This is a genomic window from cyanobacterium endosymbiont of Epithemia clementina EcSB, from assembly GCF_029919255.1.
Taxonomy (GTDB): domain Bacteria; phylum Cyanobacteriota; class Cyanobacteriia; order Cyanobacteriales; family Microcystaceae; genus Rippkaea.
Genome location: NZ_CP123991.1, coordinates 2013931 through 2032151, shown reverse-complemented (window position 1 = coordinate 2032151; position 18221 = coordinate 2013931). Strand labels below are relative to the sequence as shown.

At 36.2% G+C, this 18221-nt stretch carries 15 protein-coding genes; 11 read left to right on the top strand and 4 right to left on the bottom strand.

From position 1 onward, the window contains the following. Positions 1-179: 179 nt before the first annotated feature. The 4 genes from P3F56_RS06685 (at position 180) to grxD (ending at position 2017) form a co-directional block, all read left to right on the top strand. The gene (locus P3F56_RS06685; RefSeq protein WP_281152133.1) at positions 180-365 is read left to right on the top strand and encodes a hypothetical protein; all 186 of its coding nucleotides are present in this window, start codon (positions 180-182) and stop codon (positions 363-365) included. 6 nt (positions 366-371) lie between these two features. Beyond that, positions 372-551: an SLOG cluster 4 domain-containing protein gene (locus P3F56_RS06680; protein ID WP_281152132.1), complete on the top strand. Its 180-nt coding sequence runs from the start codon at positions 372-374 to the stop codon at positions 549-551. Between the two features lie 759 nt (positions 552-1310). Continuing rightward, a complete protein-coding gene (locus tag P3F56_RS06675; RefSeq protein WP_281152131.1) occupies positions 1311-1571 on the top strand; it encodes a BolA family protein in 261 nt (86 codons plus the stop codon). A 122-nt stretch (positions 1572-1693) separates the two neighbouring features. Beyond that, entirely contained in the window at positions 1694-2017 is a 324-nt protein-coding gene (gene grxD, locus P3F56_RS06670; protein ID WP_281152130.1) for a Grx4 family monothiol glutaredoxin, read from the top strand. A gap of 66 nt (positions 2018-2083) precedes the next feature. Here the strand turns inward: grxD and P3F56_RS06665 are convergent, their stop codons facing one another. Continuing rightward, entirely contained in the window at positions 2084-2329 is a 246-nt protein-coding gene (locus tag P3F56_RS06665; protein WP_281152129.1) for a DUF6761 family protein, read from the bottom strand. A gap of 288 nt (positions 2330-2617) precedes the next feature. On the opposite strand from P3F56_RS06665, the gene P3F56_RS06660 reads away from it, so the two are divergent. Further along, positions 2618-3427, top strand: a complete 810-nt coding sequence (locus P3F56_RS06660; RefSeq protein WP_281152128.1) for a response regulator transcription factor — start codon at positions 2618-2620, stop codon at positions 3425-3427. A 66-nt stretch (positions 3428-3493) separates the two neighbouring features. Here P3F56_RS06660 and crtD read toward each other — a convergent pair whose 3' ends face one another. Continuing rightward, the gene (gene crtD / locus P3F56_RS06655) at positions 3494-4999 is read right to left on the bottom strand and encodes a C-3',4' desaturase CrtD (RefSeq protein ID WP_281152127.1); all 1506 of its coding nucleotides are present in this window, start codon (positions 4997-4999) and stop codon (positions 3494-3496) included. Positions 5000-5103: 104 nt separating this feature from the next. Here crtD and P3F56_RS06650 point away from each other — a divergent pair, with 104 nt between their 5' ends. Further along, positions 5104-5793 (top strand): diacylglycerol/polyprenol kinase family protein, encoded by a 690-nt coding sequence (locus P3F56_RS06650; RefSeq protein WP_281152126.1) that lies wholly within the window; start codon positions 5104-5106, stop codon positions 5791-5793. A gap of 699 nt (positions 5794-6492) precedes the next feature. On the opposite strand, the gene P3F56_RS06645 is transcribed toward P3F56_RS06650, so the two are convergent. After that, on the bottom strand, positions 6493-7626 hold the full coding sequence (locus P3F56_RS06645) for a DegT/DnrJ/EryC1/StrS family aminotransferase (RefSeq protein WP_281152125.1): 1134 nt from the start codon (positions 7624-7626) through the stop codon (positions 6493-6495). 2012 nt (positions 7627-9638) lie between these two features. Between P3F56_RS06645 and P3F56_RS06640 the strand changes: the two genes are divergently transcribed. From P3F56_RS06640 to P3F56_RS06625, 4 genes are all read left to right on the top strand, one after another. After that, positions 9639-10316 (top strand): ATP-dependent Clp protease proteolytic subunit, encoded by a 678-nt coding sequence (locus tag P3F56_RS06640; protein WP_281153749.1) that lies wholly within the window; start codon positions 9639-9641, stop codon positions 10314-10316. Positions 10317-10354: 38 nt separating this feature from the next. Next, the gene (locus P3F56_RS06635) at positions 10355-10954 is read left to right on the top strand and encodes an ATP-dependent Clp protease proteolytic subunit (protein WP_281152124.1); all 600 of its coding nucleotides are present in this window, start codon (positions 10355-10357) and stop codon (positions 10952-10954) included. A 1769-nt stretch (positions 10955-12723) separates the two neighbouring features. Next, entirely contained in the window at positions 12724-14088 is a 1365-nt protein-coding gene (locus P3F56_RS06630) for a hypothetical protein (RefSeq protein WP_281152123.1), read from the top strand. Positions 14089-14239: 151 nt separating this feature from the next. After that, on the top strand, positions 14240-14815 hold the full coding sequence (locus tag P3F56_RS06625) for a hypothetical protein (RefSeq protein WP_281152122.1): 576 nt from the start codon (positions 14240-14242) through the stop codon (positions 14813-14815). 158 nt (positions 14816-14973) lie between these two features. Here the strand turns inward: P3F56_RS06625 and hisD are convergent, their stop codons facing one another. Beyond that, on the bottom strand, positions 14974-16278 hold the full coding sequence (gene hisD, locus P3F56_RS06620) for a histidinol dehydrogenase (RefSeq protein WP_281152121.1): 1305 nt from the start codon (positions 16276-16278) through the stop codon (positions 14974-14976). 1786 nt (positions 16279-18064) lie between these two features. Here hisD and P3F56_RS06615 point away from each other — a divergent pair. Beyond that, a complete protein-coding gene (locus tag P3F56_RS06615) occupies positions 18065-18220 on the top strand; it encodes a hypothetical protein (protein WP_281153805.1) in 156 nt (51 codons plus the stop codon). Position 18221 lies beyond the last annotated feature (1 nt).

Below are 18221 nucleotides of genomic sequence, written 5' to 3'. Positions count from 1 at the left end.
TTTTCTTAACCCTTACGCCTTTTTTCTGTATTTATTCGTTTAACTACATCCATCTACTTAATTAACTCTTGTGTCGACCCAAGAAAAATTATAAATAGTTTAATGGCACCTGGGGAGAACGCAACCTCTATTGATCCAAAAAGTGTCTATCAATTAGAAAAATTAATTGCTCAATAGGTATGGGTATTATTAACAGGAAGAAGAAACGTCGGAGTCATGAATGTAGTAGTCAAGGAACCAAAGAACTGGAAAGTTTAACCATCGGAATTCTTCCTTATAATGCCGATGATATTGCAGTTGCAGTTGATATCGCAATTATAATTGACTTAAGGAATGCTGCGCACAATATTAGTGTTATTTTTTGAGATGTAGTGATTGCCTGTGGCATGAAATTAGGAACAACTTCCGAGATCGTGTTAACCCAAAAAAAGGGGAAATCCGTAATTTTGTTAGGTGACCATCTTCTAAGTCAGCAATTGTTTACTGGTTTATCTGAGGAACTTGTTTTGATTGCTTCGAGTCCTAAACGAGTGATTAAGTCAACTTACTAGCTGAGTGAGAATCTCTAACAAAGTTGTGGGGAAGTAAACCCAATCTCATTAGAGATTATTCGTGAACTCACGGCGTGAAAGTATTATCTGGACTTTAATTTAGCTGGTGTATTCTACAAGAAATATCAGAGATTTGAATTCTCTTTGTCAGTTTATTATAATTAGATGTACTATTATGCACGGTATATAAAATAAAAATCAGATAAATTATCCCTTATTGATTATGCTGTTAGTTAGCAATAAGAATTTTCCTAAACTTATTTCGGACTTTCCCCAATTTACTACCCAACCTACTTCTCAACCTATTCTTCTCTAATTTTGAGCTCCCTGATGTTGCTTATCTCATTCAGTCTTATCCCTAGAGTATAAAGTCCAATCAAAATAGGGATCCTGTAAAACTTTTTAGTTTCAATGCTAAAAAAATTTAGCAGAAACTAGTTCCAATCGTATTAGAAATCTTCCTACCTTAATTCTTTTTGATCAAGGATCGACTTTGTATCATATTTATAAATTTTGTGGGCGAGACTATATTCTTAAAACTTTACAAACAATTCGACTCAATCAATTAGCAAAAACTGCTTAACTAGTCGATTAACTTTTGATAATTGATTAAGAGAAGAATAATCATGCACTCGTAATCTCCACTTTGTTATGAACCTATTAATCAAGAAAACATGACATTTAGTCACAGATAAAACAGCAAGAATTAAGTCACTATAATGATAGTGTCGGTAATAAATAATCGTTAAGGAATCCTCAATGATTGGACTTGAACAAGTTGAAGCTATGATTAAAGAGCGACTCCCCGATGCTCAAATAGTAATTAGAGATATAAAAGGGGGAGGAGATCATTTAGAAGCCTTGGTTGTTTCAGCTGAATTTGAAGGAAAAACCAGAGTCAAGCAACATCAATTGGTGTACAGCGCGCTCCAAGAGGCCCTAGACTCAGAAGCTATTCACGCCCTAGCTTTAAAAACTTACACCCCCCAAACTTGGGAAACGGCACAATCAGTTGTCTAACTTAGAGTCTAAGCTAGAATAAACGGCAATTAGGATTAACTTCCATTGTTTAATCTCATCATTGATTAGTTTACTATCTATATCTTCACCGTCAAAATTTGTCATTTATTTTTGGAGTGTTTATGACACCAGAACTTAAGAATCGTCTTGATCAGTTAATCAACAGCCACAAAATCTTAGTTTTTATGAAGGGAGCTAAGTTGATGCCCCAGTGTGGATTCTCTAACAATGTTGTTCAAATTCTTAATACCCTAGGGGTTTCTTATGAGACGGTTGATGTTCTCGCAGACCATGACATTCGCGAAGGAATTAAAGAATATTCTAATTGGCCAACTATTCCTCAAGTCTATATTAATGGGGAATTTGTTGGCGGTTGCGACATCATGATTGAAATGTATCAAAATGGTGAATTGCAGCAAATAGTTGAATTAGCCTTAGCTTCTTAAATCAAAGACTAAGGGGAAACGAAAATTTATAACAATCTCTTTTCCCTTAGTTTTTGATTTATGGAATTAATAGTAATCAGGTTTAGTTTGTAGTGACATTCCAAAGTTAGAGGGATCGCGTAAAAAACGCCACGCCTCTTCCTCCAAACGGTAAACTAAGTGAGCTTCGAGGGTACTAGAGTGACGTAAACAGGCTAGATATCCATCCATGTAAGATTGGACTTCGTCAAAGCGACCACCTCGATGCCATAAGTCCACCATACTGTCAGTTAGCTTTTGATAATAACGAATCGCTTGAGTATCTTGAAGCATGAAGAAATGACATAGAGAGGGTTTATAGGAATTTAGTAAACATCGGAGAAAGCCCTATCAATTATTATTGAAGACTTTCCACAATTGAGCATTAATCTTATTGTAACCGCTTTATTTTTTTAATTTTGCTGTTAATTAAATATGTATCCTGAAATCAAAAAAAATAATCTTGAGTAATTCTTAAGATTTTCTTAGGGACCGGATGAAAATGTCGTAACAGATGTTACAAATTCTTGACATTAGCTCTGTTAGCCTAATGGTGTTTATTTTATAGGGAATCAAACTAAGGTGAATCTGATTTATATTGCTATCGTTGAGGGAAATCCTCATCTGCGATCGCTTTTGGGTTGGCACTTACAGCAAGCGGGTTATATGGCTCAGCAATGGGCAAATCTCCAACAAGCTCGTCATGCTTTTGTCCATCGTTTGCCGTCCTTAGTTATCCTCGACTCTGATTTGCCTGATGGAGATGGCATTGAATTGTGTCAATGGTTACATAATCAACGACAATCCCTCATTCTAATTCTATCTGCTCGTACTAGTGAAAAGGATATTGTTAAAGGACTTAACTCCGGAGCCGATGACTATCTAACCAAGCCCTTTGGTATGCAAGAGTTTATGGCTCGGGTTGAAGCCCTAATTAGACGTTTACGGGTGGCTTCTGCTCCCCTATATCTCGACTATGGGGATTTAAAAATTGATTTAGTTCAGCGTCGAGTCCAGTACCGAGGAGATTTTGTTGACCTAACTCCCCAGGAATTCAGTTTGTTATATGTTCTAGCTCAAGCAGAAGGGAATCCCTTGAGTCGTTCAGAACTGCTACAACGAGCTTGGCCTGAAGCTATTGATAATCCGCGAACAATTGATACTCATGTTCTTTCCCTACGAAAGAAAATTGAAACTGACCCTAGACAACCGAGTCTCATTCAAACGGTTCGTAACGTTGGCTATCGATTCAACCCAGAGGTACTTCACGACTCCCCGTCGACATCTCCGGCGGCACCACCGATTGGCACACAAGTGAATCTCCACAGTCATAACCCGACAAGTTCAAATAAAACCAATCCTCGTCTATCCAATACATCTTCAATGAAGTAAGGCATAAGACAAAAGTTCTTTCTTTATTTCCCTTGTATCCCTACACTTCCCTACAAGGAAAAGGAATTACTCACTCATCTCGATTTGTCGGACAACGGTTAAAGCTGAATAGCTAACCCCTGCAGTTCCTTCCCCTGGATGAGTAGAATCTCCTACTAACCAAAGATTATTTAACGGAGTTCGGGTTGCGATGCCAAAAGGTCCAAAAGTAGAGACACGCTGACCAACACCCCCAACAATACCTTTATCTCTAGCGGTAAATCGAGCAAATGTGCAAGGCGTCGCGGCTTCTTGGTGAATAAGAGTATCTGGAGTAAGATAAAAATAGGAACTTAAACGGACAATCGCTTCTGAAGTATATTGTTGTTTTAGAGCCTGATAGGCTTCTGGGGTTTTATGAAACCAAATTTGAGGGTCAGTAAAGGATGAAGCAATGATGGTAGCTTTTCCATTGGGAGCACGTCCATCCCCCGGTTCACTTACTGAAATAAACAAAGAATTATTTTCACTAATGGGTTGATTATCATCATAAAGAAATTGTAAATGGGAAGAACAGTTATCTGGAATGGCCTGACGATCAACCCCTAAATAAACGACAAATGCCCCTGATGGTCGAGGTAGTTTTTCTGTGCGATTTTGATAAAGTTTCCAGAAGAGAGACGAGGAAATATCTAATAACTTGATGAGATTTTGAATCGTAACATTAGCAACGACATGATCAGCGGTTTCTGTGCTGGTTTCTCCAGTTTTCTGATGACGGATAGTGACCTGTTTAACGCGATTATTCTGGGGGTGAATTTGTTCGATACTGTAGCCAAGTTTCAGTTTTCCCCCATGTTTTTCCAATGCTTCTACTAGGCAATCACTTAACACTTGCATACTACCCTGAAAATGATACAAGCCTTGCGGAGCTTGGGAAACCGCTAAGACAGTGGCTGCATATAACAAAGCAGTTTCATCAGCATTCACCTGAGAATAAAGCTTTAATTGCAAGTCCAGAAAAGTTTTAAGGCGTTGATCATTGGCTAACCCATACAAGCGTAAGACATCCCCCACTGTCATCAAAGCAAAGGGAACAGTGACAAAAGTGTCTAACCGCAGTGCAGAAATTAACTGCCAGAGATCCCAGATGTTGCGAGGAGGTAGCACTGGCTCTCGTCCTTGAAAGTTCCAACTAGCACGAAATAATTTAGCCATCAATTGCCAAAAAGGTTCACTTCCTGGGAATTGTTTTTGTCTTTCAACTTGCCATTTCTTAGGATCTCGCCATACTTGAATGGGTTCAGTTTCCCGTGGTAAAAACACGGCACAAGCTGGATCACACGGAGTAGCAGGGGGAATATCTATCCCCAATTCAGCAAAAATTCGTTGATGAATGCCTCCAGGTTCTAATCCTGCCACTTGAGTCGCTCCTACATCAAAGTTAAACCCCCGCCGTTTGAAGGTGGATGCGCACCCGCCAGGAACCCTTGCTTGTTCATAGACAGTTACATCATAACCACGACAGGCGAGTAATGCCCCTGCGGTTAATCCTCCAATTCCAGCACCGATAACAATAATGGAGTGTGACATGGTTATTTAATTTACATTTCTTAATATTATTGCTTGATTATTGTAGCGTTTTAATCCGATGGGCAAACTACAATTAGTTAATCGGTCAAATTTATCTCACGTCTTTGTCTAAATTACTCCCTAAATTGGAACTTCTTTCATCTGTCTGGTATCCCCTAAGTTTGGTCCTAATTTATTTAGGAACTATAATTGGTCTAGCTGAAAGAATGAACCGTTTAACGGGTGCTGATGCCGAGTTTACCCGTAAAGTTGTTCACATTGGTTCTGGTAATGTCATTTTAATTGCTTGGTGGTTTAAACTGCCGCCATGGTTATTGTTAGTTGCCTCATTGATTGCTAGCTTCATTGCGCTAATTTCTTATTTTTTACCGATTCTTCCTAGCATTAATAGTGTGGAGCGTAAAAGCTTAGGAACATTTTTTTATGCGGTGAGTATTGGGATTTTAACCTATTGGTTTTGGATAGTAAATAAACCTCAATATACTGCTATTGGCATTTTAATAATGGCCTGGGGAGATGGAATGGCAGCAATTATTGGTAAAAGATTTGGTCGACACCCTTATCAAATTTTGGGAATCAAAAAAAGTTGGGAAGGCTCACTAACAATGATGGGCGTGAGTTTTTTTGTTACCAGTATTATTTTATTTTTTACAGGAGAGTCTATTAATTTAATTCTTATAACTTCTTTATTAGTTTCCGTTATAGCAACAGGATTGGAAGCATTTTCTAAATGGGGACTTGATAATTTAACAGTTCCTTTAAGTAGTGCAATTGTTGCTTTTTATTTAACGTGAGTTCGAAGAAGTTTAAAAGCACAGTTATTATTCTCAATATCTTAATCATCTGAGTTAAATATGTTGATAATTTTATCAAAAAATAACCGCTAACAATCAAGACTTAAATAGTTATTAAAGAACAGCATGAAGCGATTCTAACCTAGATTTTGACCATAAATAGAAAGAAGATTTTTGAGATAGGTTAGGTATGGACAATCAGTCGGGCAGAATAGCTTGTTCAGATAATAGTTGGTTTAGGCTTAAAAATATTACCTAATTATTATAGATGTTGGGAGTGAGTGCCTACCTCAGCAGTTATTCAAAAATCCAATTCTTTCAATACTTATCAAAATTAGATTAATGTTAAGCTAATTTAAGAGCAATTAAAGACTTAGTAAGTTGTGCTCATTACTTGTTCTTTTCATATATAAAACAAGGTCTTTACATATAAAAAGTAGAAGGCTGATATAATCAGTAGTACCAATAGCAGCATCTAAAGATTATTTTATAACTAACAATAATAATTGTAATGAGAAAAGGAGTTTAGGAGAATTCATTTTAGATGTGTTATTCTATACACATAATGTGTCTAAGATAACAATAGTTATTTAAGGTTAGCTATAACTGTTAGGGAGATGGATTAGGAATAAGTTTTTGATAAAAACTAATACTTTTATCCGCACCGTAATCCATCCTACCTAGATTAACTTTAATCTACTAAATTAACTGTTTAACTAACGCTTCTCCTACAATTTGAGCTTCTTTTTCTGTCATTCCCGACGTTAACGGGGGACAAATATGTTTAGGACACCAATATTCAGCACGAGGGAAATTTTGACCGTCACAAACTCCTTTAAAAACTGGTTGTAGATGACAGGGAATTTCGTAAACTGTTCCCCCTAAAAAGATATTTTCTTCGGCTAATGCAGCTTTAATTTCCTGAGCTGTTTTTCCGTCAGGAACATGAACAATTAATTTATATTGACTGGCATTATCCATGTGATCTGTAGACACAAATTTGAGCCCTGCTTCCCGTAAAGGGGCAGTAATTAACTGATAACATTTTTGTCGTCTAGCTAACATTTGGGGCAATTTAGCCAGGTGAATTCGACCTAAAACTGCGTGAATTTCTGTCATACGGGTACTATTGCCAAAATCTGTATGTAATCCTCCAAAGTCCATTCCCCGTTTTCCTTGGTTTCTTAGTGATCGCGCAATATAATCTTCCTCCTCATCATTTAAGGTGATCATCCCTCCTTCAAAAGTTGTCATTACTTTCGTCGGAAAAAACGAAAACGCCGCGCCATCTCCTAAATTTCCTGCCTTTACTCCATTAATTTGACTTCCATGAGCGTGGGCTGTATCTTCAAGGACGAAAAGTCCTTTTTCACGACAATATTCAATAATATGGGGAAATTCTGGAGAAATAACTCCACCAATATGTACCCAAAGTACCCCAGAAATTTTAGGAGTTGCACCTTTTTCTACAGCTTCTTGTACCATCTGTAAAGATGGGGCAAAGGTTGTTTCGTCCATATCGAGGTATTGAACCTGTCCCCCTAGACGAACGACAGCAGCAACAGTAGCGAAATTAGTATTGGTCGGAACTAATAACGTCGTATTTTCAGCTTTTTTGAGACGTAGGAGAATTTCTAATCCTGAAGAACCACTATTAACAGCGATCGCGTATTTTGTCCCTACATATCTAGCAAAGGCTTTTTCAAATTCTAAGGTATTCTCCCCTAAGATCAGTTTACCGGATTTAAGAATTGTTTTAGATTGTTCGGCAAAGAACTCAATTTCATCTTCTGTAATATCAAAATAAAAGGGTTTAATGGGTTGTTTTGTCATGTTGCTAATAGGAATTACACTAACTCAGTTAATTTTAAACCCAAGATTAGGAATTGGAAGAGAAGAAGACGGGAAAATCAAAAAGAAATTTTAACTTCTAACTTAGCTACTTCTCAAAAGACTGTCCCAGATCTTCGATCATAGTTACAGATATAAAGCAAGGCAATGGTTAAGCTGCAAAGTAAGATTTTAGAAGTTATTAACTACTAAATTATCAAACTAAGTCAAGAAACCTCAATATTTTTCATAAGATATATCAATTTATTTGGCTTTTCTTCAAATGCTCGAATAAGCATAACAAGCTTCTACTGCTTTTTTATGAAGTTTATGTCTACTATGTTTTCCAAAAGTATTGCACTTAGTCTCCATTTTAATTTTGTAGGGTTATGGCCCAGACATAACTTCTGTAATCATGACATGGGCAAATTTCTTTTCCTAAAAGAGCCGACACATACAATGTATTTTACAATTCTTTTATAGAAATTTTTATTTGGATAGATGAAACTAAAGCAACATAAAAAATGAAGCTGTACTCAATGAGATCTTCCCACTACAATCATAAAGATTAACAATAAGACCAATCAATCTAATAACTAACAAAGTATGTTCAAGTCAGTTATAGTTTTTCAATCGTTTCCTTGGAGGTTAGAAAGCAACAGAAAGCATAGAACCACTCCCTTATGACGGAAGAGAACCTCTTTGAATTAAAGCAGAACAACTTAACCTCGTAGAACAATTGCCATAATTAAGCTAAAGATACTACTCTACAAGAACTAAGTACTCAATTGCACGAAAAAATAGACGTTACGGGTAGTATACCTACTATGTTTTATCTAGTCTAAAAACTTAAGTAGATCAAAAAAAAGAACACTGCGTACTCTGAAAGCTTACACATATAGAAATCAAACTTTCAGACCTAGGTTTTTACTGACAAAACTAGAGTCCATCTAGCCATGACTTATCATTGTGCCGGAGCAGCCAAAGAAAAAAGAGCTTATAGACAATGTCCTAATAATAGAGAAAAAAATATTATGTCAATTGGAGCGCTCTCTGCATCAAGTTTTTGGTTCTATTTTACTTTTAAATGATGGACAAATAAATAAGATTTTTATACTTCTGCAACAGACATGCTGATTCTATGAATGTGGCTAGCTAGAGGCTTGTATGGTCATAGATAATTGATCAGCTCATAAAACAACAAAATGTAGACAACTGATGAAATATATAGGAAAAAAAGTTGTATTTTATATCCTTATTTTTCTAATTAAAATTCTATCAAAAACTTTTATATATAAAATATATGCAATATCAAGAATATTCTAATTCTATAGGTCTCAATTATGCTATCAATATAGCGATTAATTTAGTGATTAATTAAATATAATTAACTGGTTGACAACAGTAGTGTGTAATCTCTTACTAAGTGATTTTGGACAAACTTTTTTAAAAAAATCTTGTACCATACATCTAAAAAAAATAGACTTATATTGCCTTAAATATACATTTTTTTATTTTCCATTTTTTTGTATTTAAAAATATCATTTATGACATCTATTGATAGCTTTTTAGAACTGTTTTTTTACTTAAAGCTTGCTTAAATTATCAATTTAAATTTTGTAAAAAAAATAAAACTAGCTTCCAATTTTTAAGTAATATTATTTTTATAAATTAAGACATAATACAAAAATCAATATTCTATTTTAAGTTTAAATTCCAGACAAAATTAATCCATAAAAACTTATAGAGGTGATTAAAGTTATTGTCTATATTTTTTTTTACTCATTATGTTTCAAGCTAATATTTTAAAAATAAGGTGAGTTCAACGACGGTCTATCCCTGAAGTAAGTTAGAATCAGAGGCGGAAGCCATAATACCACTACGAGTCAGGCAAAGGGCAAAAGGCTTGGATATATGTACAAGTTTATTACTTTTAGCTACTCCCTAATCTTCATGCGTGGTGTTATGTATCCCAAGCAATGGGACTATCAACATACAAAACTAACAATCGACCAATGGAGATCAAAGCCGTTCAATCTGCTTACTACGGAGACACTAATTTCCGAACGCCTCCCCCTGATTTAGAATCCCTAATACTAAAAGAACGTATTATTTATCTGGGAATGCCTCTATTTTCTTCTGATGACGTAAAACAACAAGTCGGAATTGATGTCACTCAATTGATTATCGCTCAACTGTTGTATTTACAGTTTGATGATCCAGATAAGCCCATTTACTTTTACATCAACTCTACGGGTACTTCTTGGCATACCGGAGACGCTATTGGCTTTGAGACAGAAGCCTTTGCCATTTGCGATACCATGAATTATGTTAAGCCTCCCATCCACACCATTTGTATTGGCCAGGCCATGGGAACAGCAGCGATGATCCTCTCAGCAGGAACTAAAGGTTGTCGAGCAAGTCTTCCCCACTCTACCATTGTTCTCAACCAAAACCGATCAGGAGCTAGGGGTCAGGCTACCGATATTCAAATTCGGGCGAAAGAAGTGTTGTCTAACAAACAAACCATGTTGGAGATTTTTTCTAAAAATACGGGGCAACCTGTAGAGAAAATCTCTAAAGATACTGATCGCACTTTCTATTTAACCCCTGAGGCCGCGAAAGAATATGGCTTAATTGACCGGGTCTTAGAAAATTCCAAAGAATTGCCTAAACCTTTAACTACTGTTTAGTCAATTGTTGTTCACCTTTACCTTTGAATTAATCGCTTATGCCTCTTGGTGTTCCTAGTGTTCCATATCGTCTTCCTGGTAGTCAATACGAACGATGGATTGACATTTATACCCGTCTGAGTCAGGAAAGAATTATTTTTCTCGGTCAGGAAGTGACTGACAGTTTAGCGAATCGCATCGTCGCCTTTTTGTTATACCTCGATTCAGAAGATGCCGGTAAACCAATTTATTTGTATATCAACTCTCCTGGGGGTTCCGTCACTGCAGGGATGGCTATTTACGACACAATGAAGTACATTAAATCTGATGTGATTACCATTTGTGTTGGGTTAGCCGCTTCGATGGGAGCGTTCTTATTGGCTTCCGGAACTTCAGGAAAACGTTTAGCCCTTCCTCATGCTCGTATTATGATACACCAACCCATGGGGGGAACAGGAAGACGACAAGCTACAGATATTCAAATTGAAGCCAATGAAATCTTGCGAATTCGTCGTCAACTCAATCAAATTTTAGCAGATGAAACTAAACAAACTCTTGAGAAAATAGAGAAAGATACAGACCGAGATTATTATATGTCAGCAGAAGAAGCTAAAGAATATGGTCTGATTGATAAGGTCATTGATGAACGTACAATTTAGTTAATTGGTTACGTTTGTCATTATTCTGTTCCCTCATGATAGCTACTATTTTGGGGGACATTTAAATTTAGGAATGCTGTCGTTATCCTCAATATCTAAGTAAAAATACGACTAAGTTAGCTCTTGATTAGTTTAAATTTAATAAGTGCGAAATAGAAAAGTAGTTAGAAAAGAGTGATTCAAAAATGCCCTCCAGAATAAGAGCAGGAATATTATGTTTAAATGTGGGAGGATGGAAAATAAAAAAAATTACAGATTGGGTAAATTTTTTAGAAAATACAGTTGCGAAAGTAATTTATAGATGAATTATTTAAGTAATAAATAGAAGAATAGTGGTCTTATTTTATGAGAAGTAGAAATTTAAAGAACTTGGAATGAAGAAGATACAAAATATTTTAAATCCCTCTCAGAAAATGATTAAACAACTTATAATAGCCAACAATCATCTAAGATTTTTTAAAAAAATCTAGTTAACCCTAGGAAGAACTATTAACTCTTTTACCAAAAGGTCCGGAGATCGAAACGAATAAAAGTAAGGGCGATAATAGATCCATGTTTTATATAGTTTTATAGAAAAATAACTACTATGTCTATTTCTTTAGATAAAGAGGCAGATTAAAGTTTTAAAAACTACAAATCAAAAGAAATAGACATAGTAGTTATTTTTGCTAATGACTCAGTGCATAAGTAGACAGCTTTAAATCATTTAAATCAACTTTTCTTTAAAAATTGTGCATTCCTTTATTTGAGTAATTAAAGTTAAATTTGTGTTACGTTAATTAACGTCTTTTATCTAAGTTTTCTTAAAAATACTTTTGGGGACTGCCTTGGCTAAATTATTGTAACTATCAGATCATTAAGAGATAACCTTAAAAATTGAATTAAAGTATCTGATAATTAACTTCTCTCGAGACTTGTAATTTTTAACTTAGCATCTGTTAATTATAAATTAATATGTTCTTTCTGTTTCTTAAGGAAAAAGGTACTTAAGTATAGGTAAAAATTAACTAAATAAAATGTAATCCAACTATGTTGCTTTTTTTGAAGTTCTTAAGAGTTTTCAATAATTAGGTTATCTGCGAAGAAGTAAGAAAGTCTGTCTCTCTTAAAAAAAGAGCCAATTTTTTGTAAGAACGATGATAGATAATAGTGATCAATTTTCTGATTACGCTCATTTTCTTATTGTTTTTTTTACCAAAACAATTATACAAAGTAGTCAGAATCTACTTTTTTGGCTTAATTTAAACTATAATTTCTATTTTTAGTAGATATTTTTAATGGTTTTAGTCTATTTTTATACCTGTATAATTATCATTATTTACTGTGATTATTGATATTTGAAACTAGAATTACTTTCATAAACAATATCAATGCTATCTGTATAAGTTAAATCTATATTAAATAGATCAAATTTCTATATTTTTTAAAATGTTCTTTAAAATGGGTTGCAATATACAATAAAACTTATAACATTTTGAACAGTTAATTATGATGCAAGAACAAGAACTATATTAACTATTTATGTTCTCGAATGTAATTTGAGTTTAACCCCTGTAGAGTGCCATAAATTAGGTTACCTATTCTAAGTAAAAATTACGACATCCATAGAACCAGCAAAAACTTGTATTGAGATCAAACTTTAGGGTTAAGATTAAAACCGAGTTATCATTCACTCATTAATGTAATGTTGTGTGTATCTTAGTCATACAAGAAAAACACAATCTCAAGTCTTAACAGATAAACTGCTACAGTCTAAGGAGAAACCCCTTGTGTTTTGGTTTAAAAAGCGATCACTTTTCATAAAGTCCCTTTGCCTATCGTTCCTTATACTCTTCCTTAGCTGGGGATTAATCAGCTGTAAAGATCACCTAGAAACATCCCAATCTTTATTAGAACCGCTTTCTGAAGCTATCGTCACCAAGAAACTGGCAGAAGTATCCCCTCCACCCGTTATCCAAGAATTATACAAAACTCTAGATCAATATCAGCCCCAAGTTGACATTATTAGTCCCGAAAATGATCGCGTTTTTTCTGAGCCTAGCATCGTTGTCAAACTCGATGTCAAAGACTATCCCCTGTTCAAAGACCCTGAGTTAGGACTTGGCCCCCATCTTCATCTAATTCTCGACAATGAACCCTATCGAGCAATTTACAGTCTCGATGAACCGATTATTTTAGAAAATCTAACTCCAGGAACCCATACACTACGGGTGTTTGCCTCAAGGCCTTGGCATGAAAGCTTCAAAAACGATGGAGCCTATGATCAGACTACATTTTATATTTTAACTAAAACGGAAGACAACGCTCCAGATATGTCTCTTCCCCTCCTCACCTACAGTCGTCCTAGGGGAATTTATGGCGCACAGCCAATTATGTTAGATTTTTACCTAACCAATGCTCCGTTACATTTAGTAGCACAAGAAAATGCCGATGATAAAGTGGCTGACTGGCGTATTAGAGTAACCATTAACGGGGAAAGTTTTTTGGTTGATACATGGAAAGCTATTTATATTCAGGGGTTTGAGGAAGGAACGAACTGGGTTCAATTAGAATTTCTTGATGAACAAGGAAATCTAGTGAACAATGCCTTCAACAATACAGTTCGACTTATTACCTATAAACCAAATGGTCAAGATACTCTGTCTAAATTAGTTCGAGGAGAACTCTCGGCTGAACTTGTCAGATCTATCGTTGATCCTAACTATAAGGCTAAAATCGATCCTAGTCCTCTAGTTGAAGAAGCTCTTACACAGGAGGTGAAACCTTCTAACAAAGAAACCACTCCTTCGGACGAAGATCCTTTATCAACCCCGGAAAAAATGACGACGATCTCAGACTACTCCGTTGCTGTGCCTGAAGCACCGGGAGAGTTTTCTGAACTTTCTCTTGGGGAGAGAAAACTATCACGTAGTCAAGACACAACCATTGAAGAGGGGAAAATAGAATCCAACACAAAAACTGACGAAAACAAATTATTGAACTCTCGAAAGAAAATCACTCGGATGTCTTCTGATGGTATATTTTCTCTAGGGAGAATACCTCAATGGCGTGACATTGTCTCAACTTTTTTTGGACAGGTCAATGATTATATATCTCAATATTTAGAAACCCTCAAAACTAGACTAAATTCTTAAAGATTAGACAAACTTTCCGGTAATTCCAGGATTGATGCCAAAGACTTATAAATTTATCTTTAAATTTTGAGGTCTATTCTAAGGAACTGAATTATGCTGATAGGCGTCTACGGATAATTTGCCCATAAAATTTAGTTGGAGTGAGGTTATCGTGTTTTTTAAACAGTCCCATTTATTAGCAGGATTAGCAGTAGCTGCCATGTCAGCTTTATCTATTGCTCCTGTGCAAGCAGAACCCACTAAGGGCGAAATTTTGATTAGTCAATTGCGCGGTCATGAGCTCGAAGATCCTATCGAAGTTTATCAACAAGACTGGGTTAAGTTCAAATTTGAAGACTATGCTATTGGACGTATCCGGGGTGTGACTGGTGATGTAGCTCAAGTACAAACTATATCTCCTCCCTATGTTCAAATTGGGGATGATGAGGTGTGGCGTATCACTACTCGTCTTCCTAAGCGTTGGCCAACCTTGGTGGCTGGCTCTGACGTAATCATGAAAATAGTTGATAACAAATGGGTTATCCTCAGTGATGATGTAGAGGAATTCAAGTTGCTCTATGATTATGCCATGCCCGCATGGGTTTCTCGTCTAGACTTAAGGGAAGTAGCCCTCATTGAAAGAACCGACGTTGATTGGGATCGTCCTGATGTTAGCTTACCGCCTTTGGCGCCTAACAATTCTGTAATTGAACCGGTAGAAACGGATCCTATTCGGGGTATGTGGTAAGGGTTTGTCCTGACGGAAGTTAGAATATTTGGTGACAAGAGCAAAACATAATTGCAATCAATAGCGTTACTCTATCAAGACGAGATCGGGTAACGTTATGATTTTGTTGACGGTCCGAGTTAACTTTAAGTTTCCTCGCTGTTCTGGGAATTGAAGACTTATAAAAGGTTTTCTCGTTCTTCAACCGCCATTCTGTGGGCGGGAAACTCTTCGTAACTAGCTAAAGTTTGAGCGGTTTGTTTGATTTTATCAAAGCCTTCAGACGTTAAATAAGCTACTGTCGAGCGTTTGAGAAAATCAAACACGGATACAGCCGAATAAGACCGGGCAAAGCCTCCTGTGGGCAATACGGCATTAACGCCAATAGCATAGGTAGCAGCCGAAGAGGGAGTATATTTTCCTAATAAAATTTCCCCAGCATTATTGATTTTTCCCAGTAAACTGAAGGGATCTGCTACCAATACTTCTAAATGTTCGGGGGCATAATCGTTAATAAACTGAATTGATTCTTCTAAACTTGAAGTTAATACAATTCCCCCATAAGCAGCTAATCCATTTTTACAAAATTCTCTGCGCCATTGAGGAAGTTTTTCGAGATATTCTAAGGCAAATTTCTGGGCTTTTTGAGCAACCGTTTCACTGTGGGTAACTAATAATGCTGCCGAGTCCGAACCATGTTCAGCTTCAATTAATAAGTCCACAGCAGCTAATTGAGGATCAGTAGTTTCATCAGCTAAGATAATACCCTCACTCGGTCCTGCAGGAAGTCCCACATCTACTTTACCGACTAAAATGCGTTTAGCAGCCGCTCCGTAAATGCTACACGGTCCGATAAGTTTATCGACTTTAGGGACAGTTTCAGTTCCCAAGGCAATTGCTCCCAATGCTTGGATTCCACCGAGTTTATAGACATCCTTAACCCCAGCCATTTCGGCCACCAGTAAGGAAATGGGTTCTACCTTCCCTTGTTTATTTGGAGGAGTGCAAACTACAATCTTTTCTACCCCTGCTATCATAGCCGGAATGGTCAGCATCAACATAATTGAGGGAAACGCCCCACGACCCCTAGGAACATATAATCCTACCCTAGGAATGGGGGTAATTTTTTCTCCTGCAAAAATGCCGTTATCAATTTCAGCTAGATGTATCGGTTTTGGCATTTGTCCTTGATGAACAGCTTGAATGTTGCGAAATGACTGTTCAACAGCAGTTTTAACATCTGGTTCAACTAACCCCCGTGCTTGGGCAAATTCCGCTTCTGTCACCCTAATGTTCTCTACCGATGCCTCTGGATAGTCGAACTTACGGGCATATTTAATCACTCCGGCATCTCCAGTTTGGACGATCGCATCAATTACCTGCTTAGCAATAGGCAGCATCTGATCGACATCAACTTCTGCTCGTCGGTGCAAGGCAGCAAGTTCTTCGGAGGTTAATTGAGCAAGTTTAAGAATTCTGACCATGATCGCTACTCCTAAATGCTGCGTCGTCTCTTCATTATAAGCTCTGATTATATCTAGTGTTAAGAGATAATATTGGGTTTCCTTCCATAAAAACTCTGGACAAGTGCAAGATAGTGCAAGATTAAGCTATCTGACAAACTTAAGAAATTTAATTATAGTTAATCCTCTCATAAACTTATTAATTAATCGCCACTATTTGCTATTATTGTTTGGTTTGTCTCAGCTTTCGGCACTTATGCATGTTAGTAGTTTTATTAACGTTATATTCATCATTCGCAAGAAAGACTTTCCTTGCTCGACTCCCCATATCATTGAGAAAAATGTTATGAACGTTGTCATTAACGAGGAAACTCCGAAAATGTTCCAGTGTTAGAATTAACATAATTGTCAGGTCCTTGTAGTTGGTGTCGGACTTCTCTTCTATATTAAATGCATTATCCGTTGGTAGGAGTAGTAACCAGACCAGTGTTTTTTCGGATCTCTTGGCGGTTTTGCTCAGCCAATGTGGGTTACTCTCTTTTGAGTAGTTAGTTAATCGCCCCGTCCTTAATTGATTAAGTGCCATGACCTTATCTAGAGTTTTAACGGAATCAAGGTTAGTGTTGAGATTAGAATTTGACGTTATTTTGGGTTGGTAGACGTCAAATATTCCCTACTTAAGGACGTAAATCAGTGGAGCTGTGTTGGGAATTTGGATTATGCTAAACTTCTAATTTAGAATCAACTAGTGGAGTATAAACTCCAAATTTTACTGAAATTTATTGTTATTAATACCTGTTTTGCTTTAGTTATTCCTGAGTCAAAATAGGCAATAATTTCCACAATTCCATGCCTGATTATTCCACGGTTTTTTGGCGACAATATACAATACTAGTCATCTAATTCCTATAGTCCTGATATCCAGTATGAGTTTTCCTTGTAAATTTTCTCAGGTCCCTTTTTCTTTTTATTGATACCTTGTCGGAAAAATTGGTGACGTTTTATATACCTGGTTTAATTGAACTTTTTATTCTTTGTTTATATTTTTTTAAAAAAAAGTATATTCACTCTTAATTTAACTAAGATATATTTTTTTTTGATAAGCATTTTTAAGCTATTTAACCTCTTATTTAAGGGGGTTCCTTGTATGAGCCAATTGAGCATTAACTTGTTTCATCACATCAAGTATATCTGCTATCGGTCACACCCTTATGGAGTTTTCCAAGAGTTATACTAATCTTGCTCAAAACTCTTTTTCCTTAATCTCTAGTTATTTTACTATATCTATCAACACCAACATGATAACTTCCTTGTCCACCAATCACAACAATTGGCAATTGATGCAATTGTTGTGATTGGTGGCTTTAGTTTTTCGGTTATTAAACTTTTGTCGGAAACAATTTTTCCTTGAATAAACCTATGTATCGGAGCGATTTTAGCTATTTTTTGAGAAAATATGATGGTATTATTAGCAATGGGGCGGAAGACGGAGAACATTGCCATTTATTGAAAATGGGTCTCCTAAACAGCCCGCACAACAATTAGTCGATCAAACAAACTTGGAACAATAGGATTATTAAGATGCTCCGCGAAGTGGGAGAAAAAGAAAAGTGTTTTTAAATCTCGACGAACTCGCGCTAACATAGCGTCGTTTATTTATATCTAACTACTCATTATATTATTTCGTTAAGGTCAAAGATTAACTTTTAAAGACTAATGACTCCTGATAAAATAAGCTCTGTATTTTAAATTACAGTAAAAATTGTTAGTTCTCGTTGGGAAGCTGAGTTAATGCAGTGAAGGTTATGTGCAGCAAAGGTTAGTCGTGTATGATATATCGAGTCGTGTAATTGAAATTGGTATTCGGGTCTATTGTGGCCAGAGTTCTCAAGCTAACCTACAAGTTCGTCCTCCTAATCAGTGGACGGCTTTGTTATTATTAAGTTTACCTGAAGAAGATTAAG